Genomic DNA, 17466 nt, shown 5'->3' on the forward strand with positions numbered 1-17466 from the left:
TCAGAACCGCCACTCCCCACCCAGTGATACCGAGTTCAGCCGGGTGCGGGTGTAGCGCAGGGCCTCCAGCTTGAGGCCGAAACGCGGGCTGAAGTCGTAGGCGATGCCGCCGCCCAGGCTGGCTTCTGTCTGGTGGGCGGCATGGGGGCTGCCGGGGCCGCGCTCGAAGCTGGTGCGGCCCAGGCCGAGGCGGCCGTAGGCCTGCCAGCCCTCGGCGCCCAGCGGCACGAAGCCCAGGGCGGCAAGCCCCAAGTGCTCGCTGGGCTCCACATAGTCCTTGCCCTTCAGGCCGTTGAACAGGCTGCAGAACAGGCCGCAGAGGTCGCGGCCGAAGACTTCCACGGCCAGACCGGCGTTGACTCGGTAACCGAGGCTCACACCGGGTCCACCGTGGCTGCCGGGCTGCAGCTGCGGGCCGCTGACCCGGGCCACCTGGACGCCCAGATAGACGCCGGGGCTCGCCGGTTCCTGCTTGGTTTGGGCCGACGCCGCCAGGCTGGCGGTGGCAAGCAAGGCCGCGGCCAGCAGCGGCCGCGGCTTGAGTCGCGATGGGTTCTTCATGGTTGCTCTCTCCCTGACAGGTTATGTGCGGAGAGAGCATGCTAGACCGACCTGGCTTAATGCCAGCTTAGCGTCGGCCCGGTGTCCCCGGAATCACCAGCGATACGGGTCATGCGGCCGGCGGTCGTAGCGGTCCGGCACGCCGTCGCGGTCACGGTCGGGCTCGCGTTCCTCGCAGCGCTCCCAGCGATCACGGAAGTGACGGTGGTGGCGATGGTGCGACTCGTAGCGGTCGGGGATGCCGTCGGCGTCACGGTCCCAGCGGGTCGGTTCGCGATAGACCGGATAGGCCGGGTAGACCGGCCGACCGTAGCGGTCCACCACCGGCACCGCCACGCCATGGCCGCGGTCCGAGGCCAGCTGCACGGCCACCGGTGGAGTCGCCACGTTGACGGCCCAGCGGACCTCCGGATGGGCCTGCGCCAGTCCGGCCGACAACAGGCCGACGGCGGCGGCGCTCAGGACGACGGCGAAGCGGAAGTTCAGCAGACTCATGACGGGCTCCTTGGTGTTCCAGGGGTCGCTCGGGCGGCCACCCCTGGTCCCGACAACGCGAAGTCAGGCTCGCGCGCCGACGTGACAAGGTGTAAGGGCCGGGCCGCCCTACTTGCTCGGGGACCGAAAGTAGCGGGCGCGTAGCGACTTGAGCTCGCCTTCGGCACGCAGGCTTTCAAAGGCCTTGGCAAAGCGTTCGAACACCTGGTCATCGACGGCCGGATTGAAAGCGTAATAGCAGCCGTAGCCCTTCTGCAGCTGGTGGATCACGCCCAGCTGCGCGCCATCGAGTCCCAGGCGCGAGGCCTGGTGGGCATAGGGCAGGATCAGGCCGGCAATCATGTCCAGGTGGCCGGCATAGAGCATCTTGGTCGAGGTCTCGCTGCCTGGCGTGACATAGATGGCGCGCTCGGCAACGCCGGCTTCGCGCAGCAACTGGGCCGCCGGCGAACCGCGCACCGCGCCGATGCGCAACTGCCGGACACTCGGCAGTCGCGGATCAAAGCTCAGGCCGCTGGTGGCCAGCGCCATCACCACGATGTCGCAGTCGTCAATCGGGCCGACCCAGCGGTACTGGGACTCGCGGGCTGGCGTTCGCACCGTCACGTAGAGCAGGCTGTTGTTGAGCTGCCGAACCGTCTGCTGCGCGCGTGCCCAGGGCTGCTGGCTTCGCTGCAGGCGCAGGCCCGAACGCTGGGCAATGCGGTCCAGCAGCTCATTGGCCAGGCCCAGGAAGCGGCCGTTGTCGAGATAGGCGAAGGGCGGCGCGTCTTCGGAGACGGCCAGCAGTTCATCGGCGGCCCGGGCCGCGGGCAGCAGCAGGGCCAGGCAGATCAGGCAAGCCAGGCCGGGACAGCGCATGGCGTTCGCTCCAGTGCAACGGCCTCCCCGTCGTGGACCCTGGCTCCGGGACCTTGATGCTGTTTTATCCCGCGCCGGCCGATGCCAGTCCAGCCCCTGGAGCGGGGGACGGGTCTACCCGTGTACTCAGCGCCGCCAAGCCGAGGCTGGCTGGCCGGTCATCCACTCGTAGAACTTCCATGCGTGCCGCTGGCGCTCATCTGCGGTGCTGTCGTAGTAGCGCTGCACCGCCGCGCGCACATCCACCTTCTGCTTTTCACAGGCAGCGGTGCAGGCTCGGTAACCCTCTTCAGGCCATCCGGACAGCGACTCCTCAGCGAGGCCATAGCTTCGGGGGCTTGCGTGGACCTGTCGCACTCGCTCCTCGCAGGCCGGCACACATTGCAAGGCCTGTAGCCGCTGCTCGCAGGCGGCCGGGCTGGCGGTCGCAGGCGCTATGGCCTTGAAGTCCGCGTAGCGGGTGTGATCGTGCACGGTGCCGAGCTGAAGCGTCTCGACGGGATCGCCGGGTGACAGACGCAAGAGCAGCCGCGTCAGGTAGTGCCCATACATCCCGTCGGCACCGAACCCCAGCAGCTCGCGCTGCGCCGGCTCGCCGCCCCAATGCGGACTGTAGGCGAGCCGGCCGGCGGGGCCGACAGGATCGGCGAGCTCAACGATAGAGCGCCCAGCCAGGCCTTGGGAGTTGGCCTGCAGGTCGAGCATCGCCAGGTGCAGGGCGGGAAACTCCGCCGCCGCGTCGGCAGGAAACCAGTATTCGGGCGTCATCCGTACCGAAGCCATGTCGCGCCGCGGCGGTGGCGGCAAATGCGGCAGACCCTGGACGCGGACGGCATAGTCCTTGGCGGTCACATGCAGCACCAGCCTGTCCATCGCCTTGCGCCCCAGCTGTGGCAGCAGGAGGGCGAGCGGCAGACCGGGACCATCGCCTTCGTCCAGCTCGATTTGCCAGGCCTGAGCTGCGCCACCACAGCGCATGCCCACGCAGCTTGCGTGGGCCAGTTCGGGGCGCTGCGGCCGGATGTAGTGACTGGGCAGGCGGACGATCGGGCGTCGCCAGTTCAACTCGGTCCTGCAGCCATCCAGGTCCGGCTGCAGGACCAGCTGCGGCGCGGCGTAACGCTCCAGGCTCATCAGGGCTTCGCTGTCCACGGGCCGCCATTCACGACCGGGCAGACTGCCCAGCTGTTCACGCGCAAGCCGAACGGTGAACACCCGCCTGGGGCCATCCACCACCAGCAACGCCACCGGCCAGCCGCCGCTGGCGTCGGCATCGGCGCGGCCAACGATCAGCTCCGGCTCCTCCCAGGGGCGTGCTTGCTGCCCATGCGCCGGCGTCAAGCCGGACAGCAGTGCCGCAAGCAGCGCCAGACTCCGCAGCCGGCTCAAGGCAGCCGCGTGTAGTTCACCGGCAGCCAGCTGTAGCCGCCCTTGCCCTGAGCGCGCACATGGCCGATGCCGGGGAAGGACACATGGGTGAAGGCCAGCCAGTAGCCACCGGCGGCAGCCTCGGCATAGACCTTCTTGCGGGCCGGCATGGCCTGCTTGTCGTCGCTGTCGAAGGCGATGGTGACCGTGGGGTCCTCGAACTGCACCGAGGCCACATGCATCAGGTCGCCGCCGAACAGCATCTTCTGGCCCTTGCTCTCGGCCACGTAGACCGTGTGGCCGGGCGTGTGGCCGTAGGCCGGCTGGGCGCGCACGCCGGGCACCAGCTCGGTGGCGCCTTCGAAGGGCTTGAGGCGGCCACCATCGACGTAAGGCTTGGTGGACATCTGGGCGCCCAGGAAGAAGTCGCGGGCCGAGGCCGGTGCCTTGTTCATCTGCTCGGTGCTGAGCCAGAAGTCGGCGTCGCGCTTGTCCAGGCGCACCACGGCGTTGGGGAAGGCGGCCTTGCCGTCGGCCAGCAGGCCGCCCACATGGTCGCCGTGCAGATGGGTGATGTAGATCTCGTCGACCTGCTCGGGCTGGTAGCCCGCGGCCTTCAGGTTGGCCAGCAGGCGGCCCAGCGTCGGGCCGAACAGGCCGGAGGCGCCGCTGTCCACCATCACCAGCTTGGCTCCGGTGTTGATCAGGTAGGCATTGACCGAGGTCTCGGTCGGCAGGCCCAGGTGGTGCTGCTTGAGCGCCTTGGCCACCTGGCCGGGATGCTTCTCCTTGAGCAGCTTGTCCACCGGCAGGTCCAGCGTGCCGTCGCTCAGCGCGGTGATCTCGAAGTCGCCCAGCATCATGCGGAACACGCCCGGCGCCTGGGTCTTGAGCTGCGGGGCCGCGGCCTGGGCGGCCGTGGACAGGACGATGGCAAGGGCGATCAGGCTGCGCTTCATGGGGGCTCCTCGGTGGGTGTTCTGATAGGGCCGCGCAGCTTAAGCGCGAGGCCCTACCGCTGCTGTGACGCGACCCATTCCCCCACGACTTGTGAGAGTACGGTCAGCGGCACATTGCCGGTCTGCAGCAACAGTGTATGGAAACGCGGCAGCGAGAACTTGTCGCCCAGCCTGGCGCGGGCCTGCTGGCGCAGCTCCAGGATGTGCAGCATGCCGAGCTTGTAGGAGCAGGCCTGGCCGGGCATGACCACGTAGCGGTCCACCTCGTGGCCGGGGATGCCGTAGTCCAGCGCCTGCTGGCGGGTCCACTTCATGGCATGCAGGCCGGTGTCGGCCACCAGGCGCTTGGCGCGGAACAGCTCGGCATCGAGCTGGCCCAGACGGCCGGGGATGTCGTCGCCGTACCAGCCGCTCTCGGCCGCCAGCTGCTCGGAGTACAGGGCCCAGCCCTCGGTGAAGGCCGAGCCGCCGCTGAACACGCCGTCGCGCCGATAGCGCGGTAGATTGGTCGCTTCCTGCTGCAGGGCGATCTGGAAGTGGTGGCCGGGCACGCCCTCGTGGTAGGTCAGCGTGCGCATGTTCGTCATGCGGTAGGTCGGCCCGGGCAGCGGCGCCCAGAAGATGCCGGGCAGGCTGCCGTCCTTGGCCGGTGCGCTGTAGTGGGCGGCCGCGGTCTTCTCGGTGAACGGCGGCTCGCGGCGCACCTCGACCGGCGCCTTGGGCAGGATCTCGAACAGCGACTTGGCGCGCTGCTCGGCATCCCGCAGCAGCTCGGCGTAGCGGGCGATCAGGGCGGGCTGCGGATTGGGCTCGCGCGGCTGCAGCGAATCGTCGAGCTGCTTCATGCGCTCCATCACCGTGCCCTTGTCGAAGCCCAGCTTCTTCAAGAGGCCATCCATCTCGGCTTCGATGCGGGCCACCTCGGCGCGGCCGATGCGGTGAATCTGCTCGGGCGTGTAGTCGGTGCTGGTGTTGCGGCGCAGCTCGTAGGCATAGGCCTTGTCGCCGCCGCTCAAGCGCCAGAGGCCGGCGTCCATCGTGGTCTTGGGCAGCTGCTCCTTCAGCAGGGCCTGGGCACGGCGCAAGGCCGGGATCACCGAATCGGCCACCTGCTTCTCGGCTTGGTCCAGGGCCTTGGCTTTCGCCTCGGGCTTCAGGCCGGACAGCTTGTCCATGCGCTGGGCCAGCGAGACCACCAGCACATTGCGCGCCGGCTCGTCGGCCAGCAGGCGCTCGAACTGGCCCAGCGCCGCCTCGGTGATGAAGCGCGGCATCAGGAAGCCGCGCTCGGCCGCGGCGCGGGCGCGGGTGATGCCGTTGTCGATCTGGCCCGCCGCCTGCGAGAGCCGCGCCAGGTAGTTGGCGATGTCGCGCTCGTGGCGGATCGGATGGGTCTGGCTGAGGAAGTTCACCAGGCTCACATGCAGGCCGCGGAATTGGTTGAAGACGAAATCAAAGTCCTCGTAGGGCTCGCCGTCCACCGTGCTGCGCAGCGACCACTCGACCATGGCGGCCGAGCTGCGCTGCTGCTCGTTCAGGCCCTTGCGATCGAACGCCGCGAGCTGCTGCAGCGCCGCCTTGGCCGAGGCGATGCGCGCGGCTCGCTGCGCCGGCGTGTTGGGGGTCAGGCGGCCGTCCAGCTGCTGCTGCTCGGCCTCGGGCAGGTACTGGCGCACCGTGGCCAGCGTCGGGTCGGCGCGCATGCGTTCCACCGCCAGGCCTTCGGCCCAGCTGTCGAAGTCGGGGGCGCCGGCCCGGGCCGCATTCAGCGACAGCAGCGCGGCAAGGACGGCAAGGCGGAGCAGGGGCTTCTTCATGGCGATGCGAGCAGGTAGGCGAAGTGCCGGATGCTAGGCGCAAGCGCGCGCCCTGACGAAGCGCATGCGCCATCGCTGTGCGCGTCGCGCCACTCCTGACACTGCGCTGACAAGGCCGCCCGGGGAAATCCCTTGTGCAGATCTACGTAAAGGGAAGGTCCGGGGACGACAGCCAGAGGCCCCCTGCCCTACATTCCCTGGGTTCGGCCGCAGCGGCTTCAGCAGCAAGAGTCCATGAGCGAACTGATCCTGGAGACGAAGAACCTCAGCAAGGATTTCAAGGGATTCACGGCCGTGGACGGCGTGAACCTGCAGGTCCGGCGTGGCCATATCCACGCACTGATCGGCCCCAACGGCGCCGGCAAGACCACCTGCTTCAATCTGCTGACCAAGTTCCTGACGCCGACCCGCGGCAACATCCTGCTGAGCGGCGTGGACATCACCGGCGAGAAGCCGGCCCAGATCGCCCGCCGCGGCGTGATCCGCAGCTTCCAGATCTCGGCCGTGTTCCCCCACCTGACGGTGCTGGAGAACGTGCGCATAGGCCTGCAGCGCTTCACCGGCACCAGCTTCCATTTCTGGAAGGGCCTCGGCGGCCTGCGCCAGCTCGATGCCCGCGTGATGGAGCTGCTGACCCAGGTCGACCTGCAGGACATGGCGCACCTGCGTGCCGGCGACCTGCCCTATGGCCGCAAGCGCGCGCTGGAGATCGCCACCACCATGGCCATGGAGCCCGAGCTGATGCTGCTGGACGAACCCACGCAGGGCATGGGCCATGAGGACGTGGAACGCGTGACCGACCTGATCAAGCGGGTGGCGCAGGGCCGTACCGTCTTGATGGTGGAGCACAACATGCGCGTGGTCGCCAAGATCGCCGACCGCATCACCGTGCTGGCGCGTGGCGCGGTGCTGGCCGAAGGGACTTACGAAGAGGTCTCGAAGCACCCCGCCGTGCTTGAGGCTTACATGGGATCTGAAGCCACCGAGCTGCAAGGAGCGCATTAATGACGGCGGCTTTGGAGATTAGCAACCTGCACGCCTGGTACGGCGAGAGCCACATCCTGCACGGCATCAACCTGACGGTGCACAAGGGCCAGGTCTTGACCCTGCTGGGCCGCAACGGCGCCGGCCGCACCACCCTGCTGCGCGCCATCATGGGCCTGACCGGCGCCCGCAAGGGCTCGATCAAGGTCCATGGCACCGAGGCCATCGCCCTGCCCACGCACCGCATTGCGCACCTGGGCCTGGGCTACTGCCCGGAGGAGCGCGGCATCTTCGCCTCGTTGACCACCGAGGAGAACCTGCGCCTGCCGCCGCCGCTCAAGAGCCAGCGCGGCAAGGTGATGGGCGAGGACCAGATCTACGCCATGTTCCCCAACCTGGCCGAGCGCAGGAACAGCCCCGGCACGCGGCTCTCGGGCGGCGAGCAGCAGATGCTGGCCGTGGCCCGCATCCTGCGCACCGGCGCCGACATCCTGCTGCTGGACGAGATCTCCGAAGGCCTGGCCCCGGTCATCGTCCAGGCCCTGGCCCGCATGATCACGGCCCTCAAGGCCGAGGGCTTCACCATCGTGATGGTGGAACAGAACTTCCGCTTCGCCGCGCCGCTGGCCGACCATTTCGTGGTCATCGAGCATGGCGAGGTCGTCGAATCCTTCCCGGCGTCCGACCTGGCCGCCAAGCAGTCCAAGCTGGACGAACTGTTGAGTGTCTGATTGATCCACCCTTGTAGGAGACAGCCGATGAAGACCCGCACTTTCAAGCGCATTGCCCTGGCCAGCCTGCTCGCCTGCGGCGCCGTCACTGCCCAGGCGCAAGTCTCGGGTGACGTGATCAAGATCGGCATCATCACCGACATGTCGGGCCTGTATGCCGACATCGACGGGGCCGGTGGCGTCGAGGCGATAAAGATGGCCATCGCCGACATGAAGGGCATGGCCGCCGGCAAGAAGATCGAGCTGCTCTACGCCGACCACCAGAACAAGGCCGATGTGGCCAGCGCCAAGGCGCGCGAATGGCTGGACACGCAAGGCCTGGACCTGCTGATAGGCGGCACCAACTCCGGCGCCAACCTGGCCATGGCCAAGGTCGCGGCCGAGAAGAAGCGGCCCTTCATCTCGATCGGCGCCGCCAGCGCCCGCCTGACCAACGAGGACTGCACGCCCTACACCGTGCACTACGCCTACGACACCGTGGCCCTGGCCAACGGCACCGGCAATGCGGTGGTCAAGAGCGGCGGCAAGAACTGGTACTTCCTGACCGCCGACTACGCCTTCGGCGCCTCGCTGCAGAGCGACACCACGGCGGTGGTGCAGAAGGCCGGCGGCAAGGTGGTGGGCAGCGTCAAGCATCCGCTGTCGGCCAGCGACTTCAGCTCCTTCCTGCTGCAGGCGCAGAGCTCGGGCGCCCAGATCCTGGGCCTGGCCAACGCCGGCGGCGACACGATCAACTCGATCAAGGCAGCCAACGAGTTCGGCATCACCAAGACCATGAAGCTGGCCGGCCTGCTGATGTTCATCAACGACGTGCATTCGCTGGGCCTCAAGGCCACTGAGGGCATGTACCTGACCGACGGCTGGTACTGGAACCAGAGCCCCGAGTCGCGCGCCTGGAGCCGCCGATTCTTCGAGAAGATGAAGCGCATGCCCTCGATGCTGCAGGCCGCCGACTACTCGGCCGTCACGCATTACCTCAAGGCCGTGGACGCGACCAAGACCGACGACGCCGACAAGGTGCTGGCCAAGATGAAGGCCACCAAGGTCAACGACTTCTTCGCCAAGAACGGCGAGATCGGCCCCGACGGCCGCCACCGCTACGACATGTATCTGATGCAGGTGAAGTCGTCCAAGGACTCGATCGAGCCCTGGGACTACTACAAGGTGGTCGAGAAGATCCCGGCCGCCGACGCGTACACCAAGCTGGCCGACAGCAAGTGCCCGATGGTCAAGAAGTGACTGAGCCCTCCCGAGCAGCGACATGAGTGAACTCTTCGGTATTCCGCTACCTGCCCTGCTCGGGCAGCTGCTGCTCGGCCTTGTGAACGGCTCGTTCTACGCGATGCTGTCACTGGGCCTGGCGGTGATCTTCGGCATGCTCAACATCATCAACTTCGCCCATGGGGCGCTGTACATGATGGGGGCCTTCCTGGCCTGGATGGGCATGGAGTACCTGGGCCTGTCCTACTGGGCCATGCTGGTGCTGGCGCCGCTGGTGGTCGGGGTGCTGGGCATCCTGATCGAGCGCCTGCTCTTGCAGTGGCTCTACAAGCTGGACCATATCTACGGCCTCTTGCTGACCTTCGGCATCACCCTGGTGATCGAGGGCGTGTTCCGCAGCTTCTACGGCGTCTCGGGCCAGCCCTATTCAGTGCCCGAGCAGCTGATGGGTGCCACCAACCTCGGCTTCATGATCCTGCCCAACTACCGGGCCTGGGTGGTGGTGGCTTCGCTGGTCGTCTGCTTCGCGGTCTGGGCGCTGATCGAGAAGACCTCGCTGGGTGCCAAGCTGCGCGCCGGCACCGAGAACCCGAAGCTGGTGCAGGCCTTCGGCATCAATGTGCCGCGCATGGTCACCCTGACCTATGCCGGCGGCGTGGCCCTGGCGGCCTTCGCCGGCGTGCTGGCCGCACCCATCCTGCAGGTCAGCGCGCTGATGGGCAGCAATCTGATCATCGTGGTGTTCGCCGTGGTCGTGATCGGCGGCATGGGCTCCATCCTGGGCTCCATCCTGACCGGCCTGGGCCTGGGCCTGATCGAGGGCCTGACCAAGGTCTTCTACCCCGAGGCCTCCAACACCGTGGTCTTCGTGGTCATGGCCCTGGTGCTGCTGCTGCGCCCCGCCGGCCTGTTCGGGAAAGAGAAATGAGCACCCAGAAGAGCAAGAACCCGCTGTCCGGCTATCTGCTGCTGTTCGCCGGCATCGCCCTGCTGCCGGTGCTGGGCGCCTATCCGATCTTCGTGATGAAGGTGCTGTGCTACGCCCTGTTCGCCTGCGCCTTCAACCTGCTGATCGGCTTCACCGGCCTGCTGAGCTTCGGCCACGCGGCCTTCCTGGGCACGGCCGGCTATGCGGCCGGCCACGCGCTCAAGGTCTGGGGCCTGCCGCCGCTGGCGGGACTGGGCTTCGGCGCACTCTGCGCCGCCGCCATGGGCGGATTGTTCGGCCTGCTGGCGATCAAGCGTTCGGGCATCTATTTTTCGATGATCACGCTGGCCCTGGCGCAGATGCTGTACTTCTTCTTCCTGCAGGCCTCGTTCACCGGCGGCGAGGACGGCCTGCAGTCGGTGCCGCGCGGCGCCATCCTGGGCCTGGACCTGGCGCAGGACCTGAACCTGTACTACGTGGTGGTGGCGGTCTTCATCGCCGCCTTCTGGCTGATCTACCGCACGGTCCACTCGCCCTTCGGCCAGGTGCTGACCTCGATCCGCGAGAATGAGGCCCGCGCGATCTCGCTGGGCTATGACGTGGACCGCTTCAAGCTGCTGGCCTTCGTGCTGTCGGCGGGTCTGGCCGGCCTGGCGGGTGCCACCAAGACCCTGGTGCTGGGCTTTGCCACGCTGACCGACGCGCTCTGGACCACCTCGGGTCTGGTCATCCTGATGACCCTGGTCGGCGGCATGGGCACCCTGGTCGGCCCCATGGTCGGCGCCCTGGTCATCATCGCGCTGGAGAACAAGATCGGCGACTTCGGCCAGGCCATCGCCAACCTGACCGGCATCGCCTGGTTCAACAGCCTGGGCGAATCGGTCAGCCTGGTCACCGGCCTGATCTTCATCGTCTGCGTGCTGGCCTTCAGGCGCGGCATCGTCGGCGAGGCCCTGGCGCTTTACGACAGGTTCGCCATCAAGAGGAGCTGACCATCATGGCTGACGCGCAGACTTCCGGTTCCAACGCCCCGAGCACCGGCTGGAAGGAGCGCATCGGCCCCGACGAGGCGGCGCGCTATGCCGGCTATGTCGAGCTGTTCAAGGCCATCCAGGCCCGCAAGAACAAGCGCTACGGCCCGGGCCGGGCCCTGCACCGCAAGCAGCTGGCCGCGGCCCGTGGCGAGCTGCAGGTGATGGACGGCCTGCCGGACTTCGCCCGCCACGGCCTGTTCGCCCAGCCCGGCCGCTACGAGGCGGTCGTGCGCTTGTCCAACGGCGGCATGGACACGCAGCCTGACAAGCAGCCCGACATCCGCGGCCTGGCCCTCAAGGTGAAAGGCCTGCAAGGGCCCTCGGCGCTGGGCGAAGGCCTGCAGGCCGACAGCCAGAGCTTTCTGCTGATCAACCAGACCGCCTTCTCGTTCAAGAACAGCCAGGAGTTCGTCGGCCTGGTCGAGGCAGCATCAAAAGGCGGCGGCGCGGTGCTGGGCTTTCTCGTCAAGCAATACGGCTGGCTGGCCCTGCCGGGCAAGTTCAAGCTGCTGATACAGACGGCCACGCGGCCCTTCGGCGGCTTTGCCACCGAGCCCCTGAACACCGTGCTGCCGCTGGCCTGCGGGCCCTACGCGGTGCGGGTGCGCCTGGTGCCGGCGCCGGTCAACGGCAGTGCCAAGCCCGGCGCCAAGGCCGACTGGGGCGCCGACTTCATGGAACGCCTGGCCGAGCGCGAACTGAGCTGGGAGCTGCAGCTGCAGCCCTTCGTCAACGAGCAGCGCACGCCCATCGAGGACCCGGCCGTGGACTGGGACTCGCCCTACACCACCGTGGCCCTGCTGCGCCTGCCGCGCCAGGCACTCGATGCCCAGCTGGTCGAGCAGACCGAGAAGGGCGTGTTCGATCTCTGGAACGGCCTGGCCGCACACCGGCCGCTGGGCGAGATCCAGCGCGCCCGCAAGGCGGTGTACTACGCCAGCCAGCAGGAGCGTGGCGCCGGCTGAGTTTGTTCAGCCGGCCAGACCGACGTAGACCTCCTGCACGTCATCGTGCGCATCGATGGCGGCCAGGAAGGCTTCCACTTCCTCCAGCTCGGCGGCGCCCAGGGTCACCGGGTTCTTGGGCCGGTAGCCCAGCTTGGCCGAATCGACATTGAAGCCCTGGGCTGGCAGCGCGCGGCAGACCAGGTCCAGGTCGGCCGGGTCGGTGATGAAGAGTGCGCCTTCCTCGGTGGCCTCGAAGTCCTGCGCGCCAGCCTCGATGGCGGCCAGCTCGGCGTCGCTACCTGCCGCGGCCGGCGTGCCCTCGATCAGGCCCACATGGTCGAAGTCCCAGGACACCGAGCCGCTGGCGCCCAGCTGGCCCTTGCGGAACAGCACACGCATCTCGGAGACGGTGCGGTTCACGTTGTCGGTCAGGCATTCCACGATCACCGCCACGCGGTGCGGCGTGAAGCCTTCATAGGTCACGCGCTCGAAGTGCACCGCCTCGCCCAGCAGGCCGGCGCCCTTCTTGATGGCGCGCTCCAGCGTGTCGCGCGGCATCGAGGCCTTCTTGGCCTGTTCCACCACCATGCGCAGCCGGGCGTTCATGTCCGGGTCAGCGCCGTTGCGCGCCGCCTGCATGATTTCCTTGGACAGCTTGGTGAAGATGCGGCCCTTGGCATTGGCCGCGATGTCTTTGTGCTTGGCCTTCCACTGTGCGCCCATGAGTAACGACTCCATTGCTTCTTGATCGCGGCGGGTTATACACCCTGCCCGCCTCGGCGGGTCCGCCACGCCTCAGGCCGGGGCAATAATGCCCCGCAATGATGCTCTCGCTCCCACGCCTGTTCCGCGCGCTGCCCGCCCTGGCGTTGACCGCTGCGCTGCATGCCCCGGCGTGGGCCCAGCCGCCCGGCTGCACGGCGCCGCTGCGGGTCGGCATCTCGCCCTTGGGCGTGGCCTATTCGCGCCAGGGCGGCGAGGTCAAGGGCTACGACTTCGACCTGATCCGCGAGCTGTCGCGCCGCCTGGGCTGCACCTACGACCTGATCGAGATGAACCGGGTGCGCATCTTCCAGTCGCTGGAGCGCGGCGAGCTGATCGACCTGGCCACCTCGGCCTCGCGCACGCCCGAGCGCGACCAGCATGCGCTGTTCGTGCCCATGGCCCAGACCCGCGACTACCTGCTGGTGCACAAGCGCCTGGCCAAGCCCGACTTCGACCTGAACAGCTTCGTCGCCATGCCCGAGCTGAAGCTGGGCGTGCTGGCCGGCAGCAACTACAGCAGCTTCATCGTGGCGCGGATCGCGGTGCTGAACCGCCAGGGCCGCATAGAGACCACGACCCAGGCCGACAGCCTGATACCGCGCCTGGTCGCCGGCCGCTATGACGGCCTGGTCACGACGCCGGCCTATTTCGTCGCCGCGCTTCGCGAGCTGCCCGGTGCGGCCGACATCCGCGCCTTGCCGATCCCGGAGAGCGAGCCCTATCTGTCGGGCCTCTACCTGTCGCGCAAGACGCTGGACGAGCCCCGCCGCCAGCAGATCCGCGAGGCCCTGCAGTCCATCCACCAGGACGGCACGCTGCTGCGCATCCTGCGCAACTACTTCCCGGAGGCGATGGCGCGCGAGCGGGCGGGATTCAAGCCGGGCGGTTGACAGCGCGGGCGTCCGGAACATACTGGCCCGAGCCCCCTGAACCGCCGCGACCATGCCCTCGCCCTGGCTTCCCTGCCGCGCCACGTTCGCCGCGCTGTTGGCGGCCTGCGCCGGCCTGCTGCTGCCGGCTACCCTGTGGGCCGAGGTACGGGTGGTCAGCTCGGTCTACCCGCCCTTCCGCAACACGCCCACCACCGGTCTGACCAATGAGCTCTTCCTGGCCGCCTGCCAGGCCGCCGGGCTGACCGAAGTGAAGATAGAGATGCTGCCCTCCGAGCGCGCCCGGCGCAGCTTCGAGCAAGACAGGGACACGGTCTACATCGAGTCCGACTCCAACCTGCCCAGCCTGGAAGCGCTGGCGCCCGGCCAGATCCGCATGCTGAGGCAATGGCCCTTCCAGTCCTACGTCTACTACCGCAAGGCCGCGTTCGCGCCGGGCGGCCCCCAGGTCATCAAGGACCTGAACGACAAGCTGATGGGCTACTACCGGGCTGACCGGGCTGCACGCGACTACTTCGAGCGCCACGGCGCACGCTCGATCGCCATCGATCCGCATGACCGGGTCTATGCGATGCTGCTGCGTGGCCGGGTCGACTTCCTGTTGTCCGTGGAGGCCACTGCCGAGTTTGAGTTTGGACGCAGGAACCCGCGATGGCGCGAGCAGGTCGGCCTGTTCGGCCCGATCTACAAGGGCTACTCTGGCGCCATCTACCGCCAGGACAGCGCCGCCGCCAGCGCCTTCGTCGAGCGCTACCTGGACGGTTACAAGCGCATCATCGAAGACGGCACGCTGCGGCGCATCGCGGAGCGCTATTTCGGCAAGGGCGCCGTGCTGCCGCCGGGCCTGGCGCCCTGAGCCGCGGCGGCGACAATGCCGCCATGAGTTCCGCCGACGCCGCCGCGCCCCGCTCCCGCCTCGCCCTCTACCTCGACCTGATCCGCTGGGACCGCCCGGCCGGCTGGCTGCTGCTGCTGTGGCCCACGCTGGCGGCGCTGTGGATTGCGGCCGACGGCTGGCCGGGCAAGAAGCTGCTGGCGGTGTTCACGCTCGGCACCATCCTGATGCGCTCGGCCGGCTGCTGCGTCAACGACGTGGCCGACCGCGAGTTCGACAAGCATGTGAAGCGCACCGCCAACCGGCCGGTGACCAGCGGCGCGGTCTCGGTCAAGGAGGCGCTGCTGCTGGGCGCTGCCCTGGCGCTCGTTGCCTTCGGCCTGGTGCTGACGACGAACGCCACGACCATCCTGCTGTCGTTCGCGGCCCTGGCCGTCGCCATCGTCTATCCGTTCGCCAAGCGCGTGCTGGCCATGCCGCAGGCCGTCCTGGGCGTGGCCTTCTCCTTCGGCATTCCCATGGCCTTCTCGGCCGCCCAGGGCGGCACCAGCTTCAGCTGGGAGGCCCTGAGCGATGCCGTGCCGCTGGCTGCCTGGCTGCTGCTGCTGTCCAACCTGTTCTGGGTGCTGGCCTACGACACCGAGTACGCCATGGTGGACCGCGACGACGACATCCGCATAGGCATCAAGACCTCGGCCCTGACCCTGGGCCGCTTCGACGTGGCCGGCGTGATGGCCTTCTACGCCATCTTCCTGGTCAGCTGGACTTGGCTGGGCCTGCGCCTGGGCCTGGGCTGGCTGTTCCTGCTGGGCATGGCCGTGGCCGGCCTGCAGGTGCTATGGCACTTCCTGCTGATACGCGAGCGCAGCCGCGAGGGCTGCTTCAAGGCCTTCCGCCAGAACCACTGGCTGGGCTTCGCGGTGTTCGCCGGCACGGTGGCCGACCTGGCCTTTCGCTGAGGCTCAGGCCGCGCCGAGCGCCACCTCAGGGCTGGCGAGGCTCGACTCGCGGAGCTCGATGGCACCGGACTCCAGGCCCTGTTGCAAGGTCTCGGCGGTCACGCCGGCCAGCGGCTGGTTCACGGACCAGAGGCCCGACCAGCCATTGCGGCCCCGCTGCTTGACGCGGTACAGGGCCTGATCCGCCAGTTCGAGCACGGCCTGCCAGGGCGGCGCGCCGAACGAACCCGGACGCAGCGGATAGGCGGCCAGGCCGATCGAGCAGCTGACGGACAAGGGACCGGAGGCCAGTTCGAACGGCGTCTCGGCCATGGCCGCGCGGACCCGCTCGGCGAGCACATAGGCATGTTCCCGGTTGCTGCCGCGCGTCAGCAGCAGGAATTCCTCGCCGCCCCAACGGACCAGCTCGTCCTCCGACCGGACCAGGGCGCTCAGCCGCACCGCCGCCTGCTTGAGCACCTCGTCGCCGCTGGCATGGCCCAGGCTGTCGTTGATGCGCTTGAAGTGGTCGAGGTCGATCAGGAAGAAGTTCAGCTCGGTCGACGTCCGCTCCACCGCCGCCACATGCTTGGCAATGCGCTCCATGAAGTAGCGGCGGTTGTGCAGGCCGGTCAGGCTGTCGGTCAGGGCCAGCGATTCCAGCTGCCGGTTGACGTGGCCGAGCTGCGAGGCATGGCGCTTGAGCAGGCGTTGACGGAGCAGCAGGGCGGCGACGATCACGCTCACCAGCAAGGCGCCGCCCAGCGCGATGGACAGGACCAGGCGCTGGTTGGCCTTGGCGAGGCGGTTCTCGGCTTCCAGGCGGGCGATCTGGTCGGCGGCCTGGCGCTGGGAGACCTGAGCCACCTGATCGCCAGGATTGACTCCTGCCTCCATGGCCTTCATGGCCCGCTGCAAATGCTCGTAGGCCTGCTTGTACTTGCCGACGAAGGCGTACTCGTGCGCCACCTCATCGCTGCCGATCGGATCTTCGTTCGATGCCGCTTCGAGCAAGGCAAAGCCTTCCGCCTGACGGCCCAGCTTCACCAGGGCAAGACCCTTGTTGTGCATGGCCATGATTCGTGTGAGCTTGGGTGCTCCCGTCAGCTCGGCAAGTTCCAAGGCCTCTTGCGCACTCCTCAGTCCGGCGGCCGGCTGCCCGAGCCGAGTCTCCATGTCGCTGAGGTTGGCCAACGACAGCGCCAACCCGTTGCGATCTTCCATGCGGCGGGTGAGGTCCACCACCTTGCGAAAGGCCTTCAAGGATTCGGCCGAACGGACGGGAGGAAGAATGACGACCAGCTGACTCTCGGCGTCCACCTCGCTGCGCAGGTCCCCCACCGACTGGGCGGCGGTGGCAATTTCGCGCAGCGGTTGGACAACTCCTTCGCCTTGTCCGAACCTGAAAAGCGTAGAAACCAGGTTCAGGCGAGCCCGCAGCATTGCAAAGTCGGTCGGGGCCAGGCCGCCCACTTCGACGGCACCTCGGGCGTACCGGATTGCCAAGGTTTCGATACCCGCCTCTGCCGCGACTCCGGATGCAGCGATGAAAGCCCACACTTGATCGGCGCCGTCGCCGCTGGACTCAGCCATCGCCACGGCCTTCAATGCCTCGTCCATTGCTTCCGGAAGCTTGCGTTGCCCACGCAGGGCATTGGCCTTGCCGACATGCAGCAAGGCCTGGGCATGGAGCCCCGAACTCGCCGAGAGCAGTTGCTCTGCCTGCTGAACGTGCTGCCGCACTCCTTCGTAGTACTCAGGCCAAAACGCGTCGCGCACCAGGTTGAGCCTGAGATGCACAAGGCCTTCCAAGTTCTTGTCCCGCGCCGCCTGCGCACGCTGTATCACCTCCAGCCCATATCGCGCCGCGCTCTCGCTCTTGCCCGCCCGGACCAGCTGGATGAACCGCGCCTCGAAATCCGCGACGGATTCGAGCGCCGGGCCGGCGGCCCGAATCGAGGAAGCACAAAGGGACAGCGCGACGAAGGCGAGGCCTGCTTGACGGACACAAGGCATACGACTGGGCTCCCTGCAACGGTCCGGTACGGCCGGACTCATGGGAGCGCAGTATCAGCGAGCCACCCGACCCCGAAAGGCGTCAGGGGCGGAGGGCGCCCGCAAGCACCCTCCGC

At 67.9% G+C, this 17466-nt stretch carries 17 protein-coding genes; 9 read left to right on the forward strand and 8 right to left on the reverse strand.

What is annotated here, in order from left to right:
* The 6 genes from QT382_RS20255 to QT382_RS20280 all read right to left on the reverse strand — a co-directional run bounded on the left by QT382_RS20255 (nucleotide 1) and on the right by QT382_RS20280 (nucleotide 6061).
* Nucleotides 1-561, reverse strand: a complete 561-nt coding sequence (locus tag QT382_RS20255; RefSeq protein WP_289255935.1) for an outer membrane beta-barrel protein — start codon at nucleotides 559-561, stop codon at nucleotides 1-3.
* A gap of 93 nt (nucleotides 562-654) precedes the next feature.
* Nucleotides 655-1056, reverse strand: coding sequence for a thioredoxin domain-containing protein (locus tag QT382_RS20260; protein WP_289255936.1), 402 nt, complete (start codon nucleotides 1054-1056; stop codon nucleotides 655-657).
* 108 nt (nucleotides 1057-1164) lie between these two features.
* Nucleotides 1165-1917 carry a substrate-binding periplasmic protein gene (locus QT382_RS20265; protein ID WP_289255937.1) on the reverse strand — a complete coding sequence of 251 codons (753 nt, stop codon included), beginning with the start codon at nucleotides 1915-1917 and terminating at the stop codon, nucleotides 1165-1167.
* A 126-nt stretch (nucleotides 1918-2043) separates the two neighbouring features.
* Nucleotides 2044-3306 carry a hypothetical protein gene (locus QT382_RS20270; RefSeq protein WP_289255938.1) on the reverse strand — a complete coding sequence of 421 codons (1263 nt, stop codon included), beginning with the start codon at nucleotides 3304-3306 and terminating at the stop codon, nucleotides 2044-2046.
* Nucleotides 3303-4244: an MBL fold metallo-hydrolase gene (locus QT382_RS20275; protein ID WP_289255939.1), complete on the reverse strand. Its 942-nt coding sequence runs from the start codon at nucleotides 4242-4244 to the stop codon at nucleotides 3303-3305. Before QT382_RS20275 ends, QT382_RS20270 begins: the two co-directional genes overlap by 4 nt.
* Before the next feature lie 53 nt (nucleotides 4245-4297).
* Entirely contained in the window at nucleotides 4298-6061 is a 1764-nt protein-coding gene (locus tag QT382_RS20280) for a DUF885 domain-containing protein (RefSeq protein ID WP_289255940.1), read from the reverse strand.
* 234 nt (nucleotides 6062-6295) lie between these two features.
* On the opposite strand from QT382_RS20280, the gene QT382_RS20285 reads away from it, so the two are divergent.
* The 6 genes from QT382_RS20285 to QT382_RS20310 are packed head-to-tail and all read left to right on the forward strand — an operon-like array spanning nucleotide 6296 to nucleotide 11924.
* Nucleotides 6296-7066, forward strand: coding sequence for an ABC transporter ATP-binding protein (locus QT382_RS20285; protein WP_289255941.1), 771 nt, complete (start codon nucleotides 6296-6298; stop codon nucleotides 7064-7066).
* Nucleotides 7066-7776, forward strand: coding sequence for an ABC transporter ATP-binding protein (locus tag QT382_RS20290; RefSeq protein WP_289255942.1), 711 nt, complete (start codon nucleotides 7066-7068; stop codon nucleotides 7774-7776). The genes QT382_RS20285 and QT382_RS20290 overlap by 1 nt, the downstream gene beginning before the upstream one ends.
* 27 nt (nucleotides 7777-7803) lie before the next feature.
* A complete protein-coding gene (locus QT382_RS20295) occupies nucleotides 7804-9015 on the forward strand; it encodes an ABC transporter substrate-binding protein (RefSeq protein ID WP_289255943.1) in 1212 nt (403 codons plus the stop codon).
* Between the two features lie 22 nt (nucleotides 9016-9037).
* Nucleotides 9038-9925, forward strand: a complete 888-nt coding sequence (locus QT382_RS20300; RefSeq protein WP_289255944.1) for a branched-chain amino acid ABC transporter permease — start codon at nucleotides 9038-9040, stop codon at nucleotides 9923-9925.
* On the forward strand, nucleotides 9922-10917 hold the full coding sequence (locus QT382_RS20305) for a branched-chain amino acid ABC transporter permease (RefSeq protein ID WP_289255945.1): 996 nt from the start codon (nucleotides 9922-9924) through the stop codon (nucleotides 10915-10917). The genes QT382_RS20300 and QT382_RS20305 overlap by 4 nt, the downstream gene beginning before the upstream one ends.
* A gap of 5 nt (nucleotides 10918-10922) precedes the next feature.
* Nucleotides 10923-11924 (forward strand): catalase family protein, encoded by a 1002-nt coding sequence (locus tag QT382_RS20310; protein ID WP_289255946.1) that lies wholly within the window; start codon nucleotides 10923-10925, stop codon nucleotides 11922-11924.
* Between the two features lie 6 nt (nucleotides 11925-11930).
* Here the strand turns inward: QT382_RS20310 and QT382_RS20315 are convergent, their stop codons facing one another.
* Nucleotides 11931-12629: a YebC/PmpR family DNA-binding transcriptional regulator gene (locus QT382_RS20315; RefSeq protein ID WP_289255947.1), complete on the reverse strand. Its 699-nt coding sequence runs from the start codon at nucleotides 12627-12629 to the stop codon at nucleotides 11931-11933.
* A gap of 98 nt (nucleotides 12630-12727) precedes the next feature.
* Between QT382_RS20315 and QT382_RS20320 the strand changes: the two genes are divergently transcribed.
* The 3 genes from QT382_RS20320 to ubiA are packed head-to-tail and all read left to right on the forward strand — an operon-like array spanning nucleotide 12728 to nucleotide 15355.
* Nucleotides 12728-13561 (forward strand): substrate-binding periplasmic protein, encoded by an 834-nt coding sequence (locus QT382_RS20320; protein WP_289255948.1) that lies wholly within the window; start codon nucleotides 12728-12730, stop codon nucleotides 13559-13561.
* Between the two features lie 52 nt (nucleotides 13562-13613).
* A complete protein-coding gene (locus QT382_RS20325; protein ID WP_289255949.1) occupies nucleotides 13614-14417 on the forward strand; it encodes a transporter substrate-binding domain-containing protein in 804 nt (267 codons plus the stop codon).
* A 23-nt stretch (nucleotides 14418-14440) separates the two neighbouring features.
* Nucleotides 14441-15355, forward strand: a complete 915-nt coding sequence (ubiA, locus tag QT382_RS20330; RefSeq protein WP_289255950.1) for a 4-hydroxybenzoate octaprenyltransferase — start codon at nucleotides 14441-14443, stop codon at nucleotides 15353-15355.
* A 3-nt stretch (nucleotides 15356-15358) separates the two neighbouring features.
* Here the strand turns inward: ubiA and QT382_RS20335 are convergent, their stop codons facing one another.
* Nucleotides 15359-17392: a GGDEF domain-containing protein gene (locus QT382_RS20335; RefSeq protein WP_289255951.1), complete on the reverse strand. Its 2034-nt coding sequence runs from the start codon at nucleotides 17390-17392 to the stop codon at nucleotides 15359-15361.
* Between the last annotated feature and the right edge of the window lie 74 nt (nucleotides 17393-17466).

Origin of the sequence: Pelomonas sp. SE-A7 (genome assembly GCF_030345705.1) — a bacterium.
In the GTDB taxonomy this organism is placed as follows: Bacteria; Pseudomonadota; Gammaproteobacteria; order Burkholderiales; family Burkholderiaceae_C; genus JAUASW01.

Coding starts and splice junctions, on each gene's coding strand:
- QT382_RS20255 (WP_289255935.1), bottom strand. CDS start 561: ATGAAGAACCCATCGCGACTCAAGCCGCGGCCGCTGCTGGCCGCGGCC.
- QT382_RS20260 (WP_289255936.1), bottom strand. CDS start 1,056: ATGAGTCTGCTGAACTTCCGCTTCGCCGTCGTCCTGAGCGCCGCCGCC.
- QT382_RS20265 (WP_289255937.1), bottom strand. CDS start 1,917: ATGCGCTGTCCCGGCCTGGCTTGCCTGATCTGCCTGGCCCTGCTGCTG.
- QT382_RS20275 (WP_289255939.1), bottom strand. CDS start 4,244: ATGAAGCGCAGCCTGATCGCCCTTGCCATCGTCCTGTCCACGGCCGCC.
- QT382_RS20280 (WP_289255940.1), bottom strand. CDS start 6,061: ATGAAGAAGCCCCTGCTCCGCCTTGCCGTCCTTGCCGCGCTGCTGTCG.
- QT382_RS20285 (WP_289255941.1), top strand. CDS start 6,296: ATGAGCGAACTGATCCTGGAGACGAAGAACCTCAGCAAGGATTTCAAG.
- QT382_RS20290 (WP_289255942.1), top strand. CDS start 7,066: ATGACGGCGGCTTTGGAGATTAGCAACCTGCACGCCTGGTACGGCGAG.
- QT382_RS20295 (WP_289255943.1), top strand. CDS start 7,804: ATGAAGACCCGCACTTTCAAGCGCATTGCCCTGGCCAGCCTGCTCGCC.
- QT382_RS20300 (WP_289255944.1), top strand. CDS start 9,038: ATGAGTGAACTCTTCGGTATTCCGCTACCTGCCCTGCTCGGGCAGCTG.
- QT382_RS20305 (WP_289255945.1), top strand. CDS start 9,922: ATGAGCACCCAGAAGAGCAAGAACCCGCTGTCCGGCTATCTGCTGCTG.
- QT382_RS20310 (WP_289255946.1), top strand. CDS start 10,923: ATGGCTGACGCGCAGACTTCCGGTTCCAACGCCCCGAGCACCGGCTGG.
- QT382_RS20315 (WP_289255947.1), bottom strand. CDS start 12,629: ATGGGCGCACAGTGGAAGGCCAAGCACAAAGACATCGCGGCCAATGCC.
- QT382_RS20320 (WP_289255948.1), top strand. CDS start 12,728: ATGATGCTCTCGCTCCCACGCCTGTTCCGCGCGCTGCCCGCCCTGGCG.
- QT382_RS20325 (WP_289255949.1), top strand. CDS start 13,614: ATGCCCTCGCCCTGGCTTCCCTGCCGCGCCACGTTCGCCGCGCTGTTG.
- ubiA (WP_289255950.1), top strand. CDS start 14,441: ATGAGTTCCGCCGACGCCGCCGCGCCCCGCTCCCGCCTCGCCCTCTAC.
- QT382_RS20335 (WP_289255951.1), bottom strand. CDS start 17,392: ATGAGTCCGGCCGTACCGGACCGTTGCAGGGAGCCCAGTCGTATGCCT.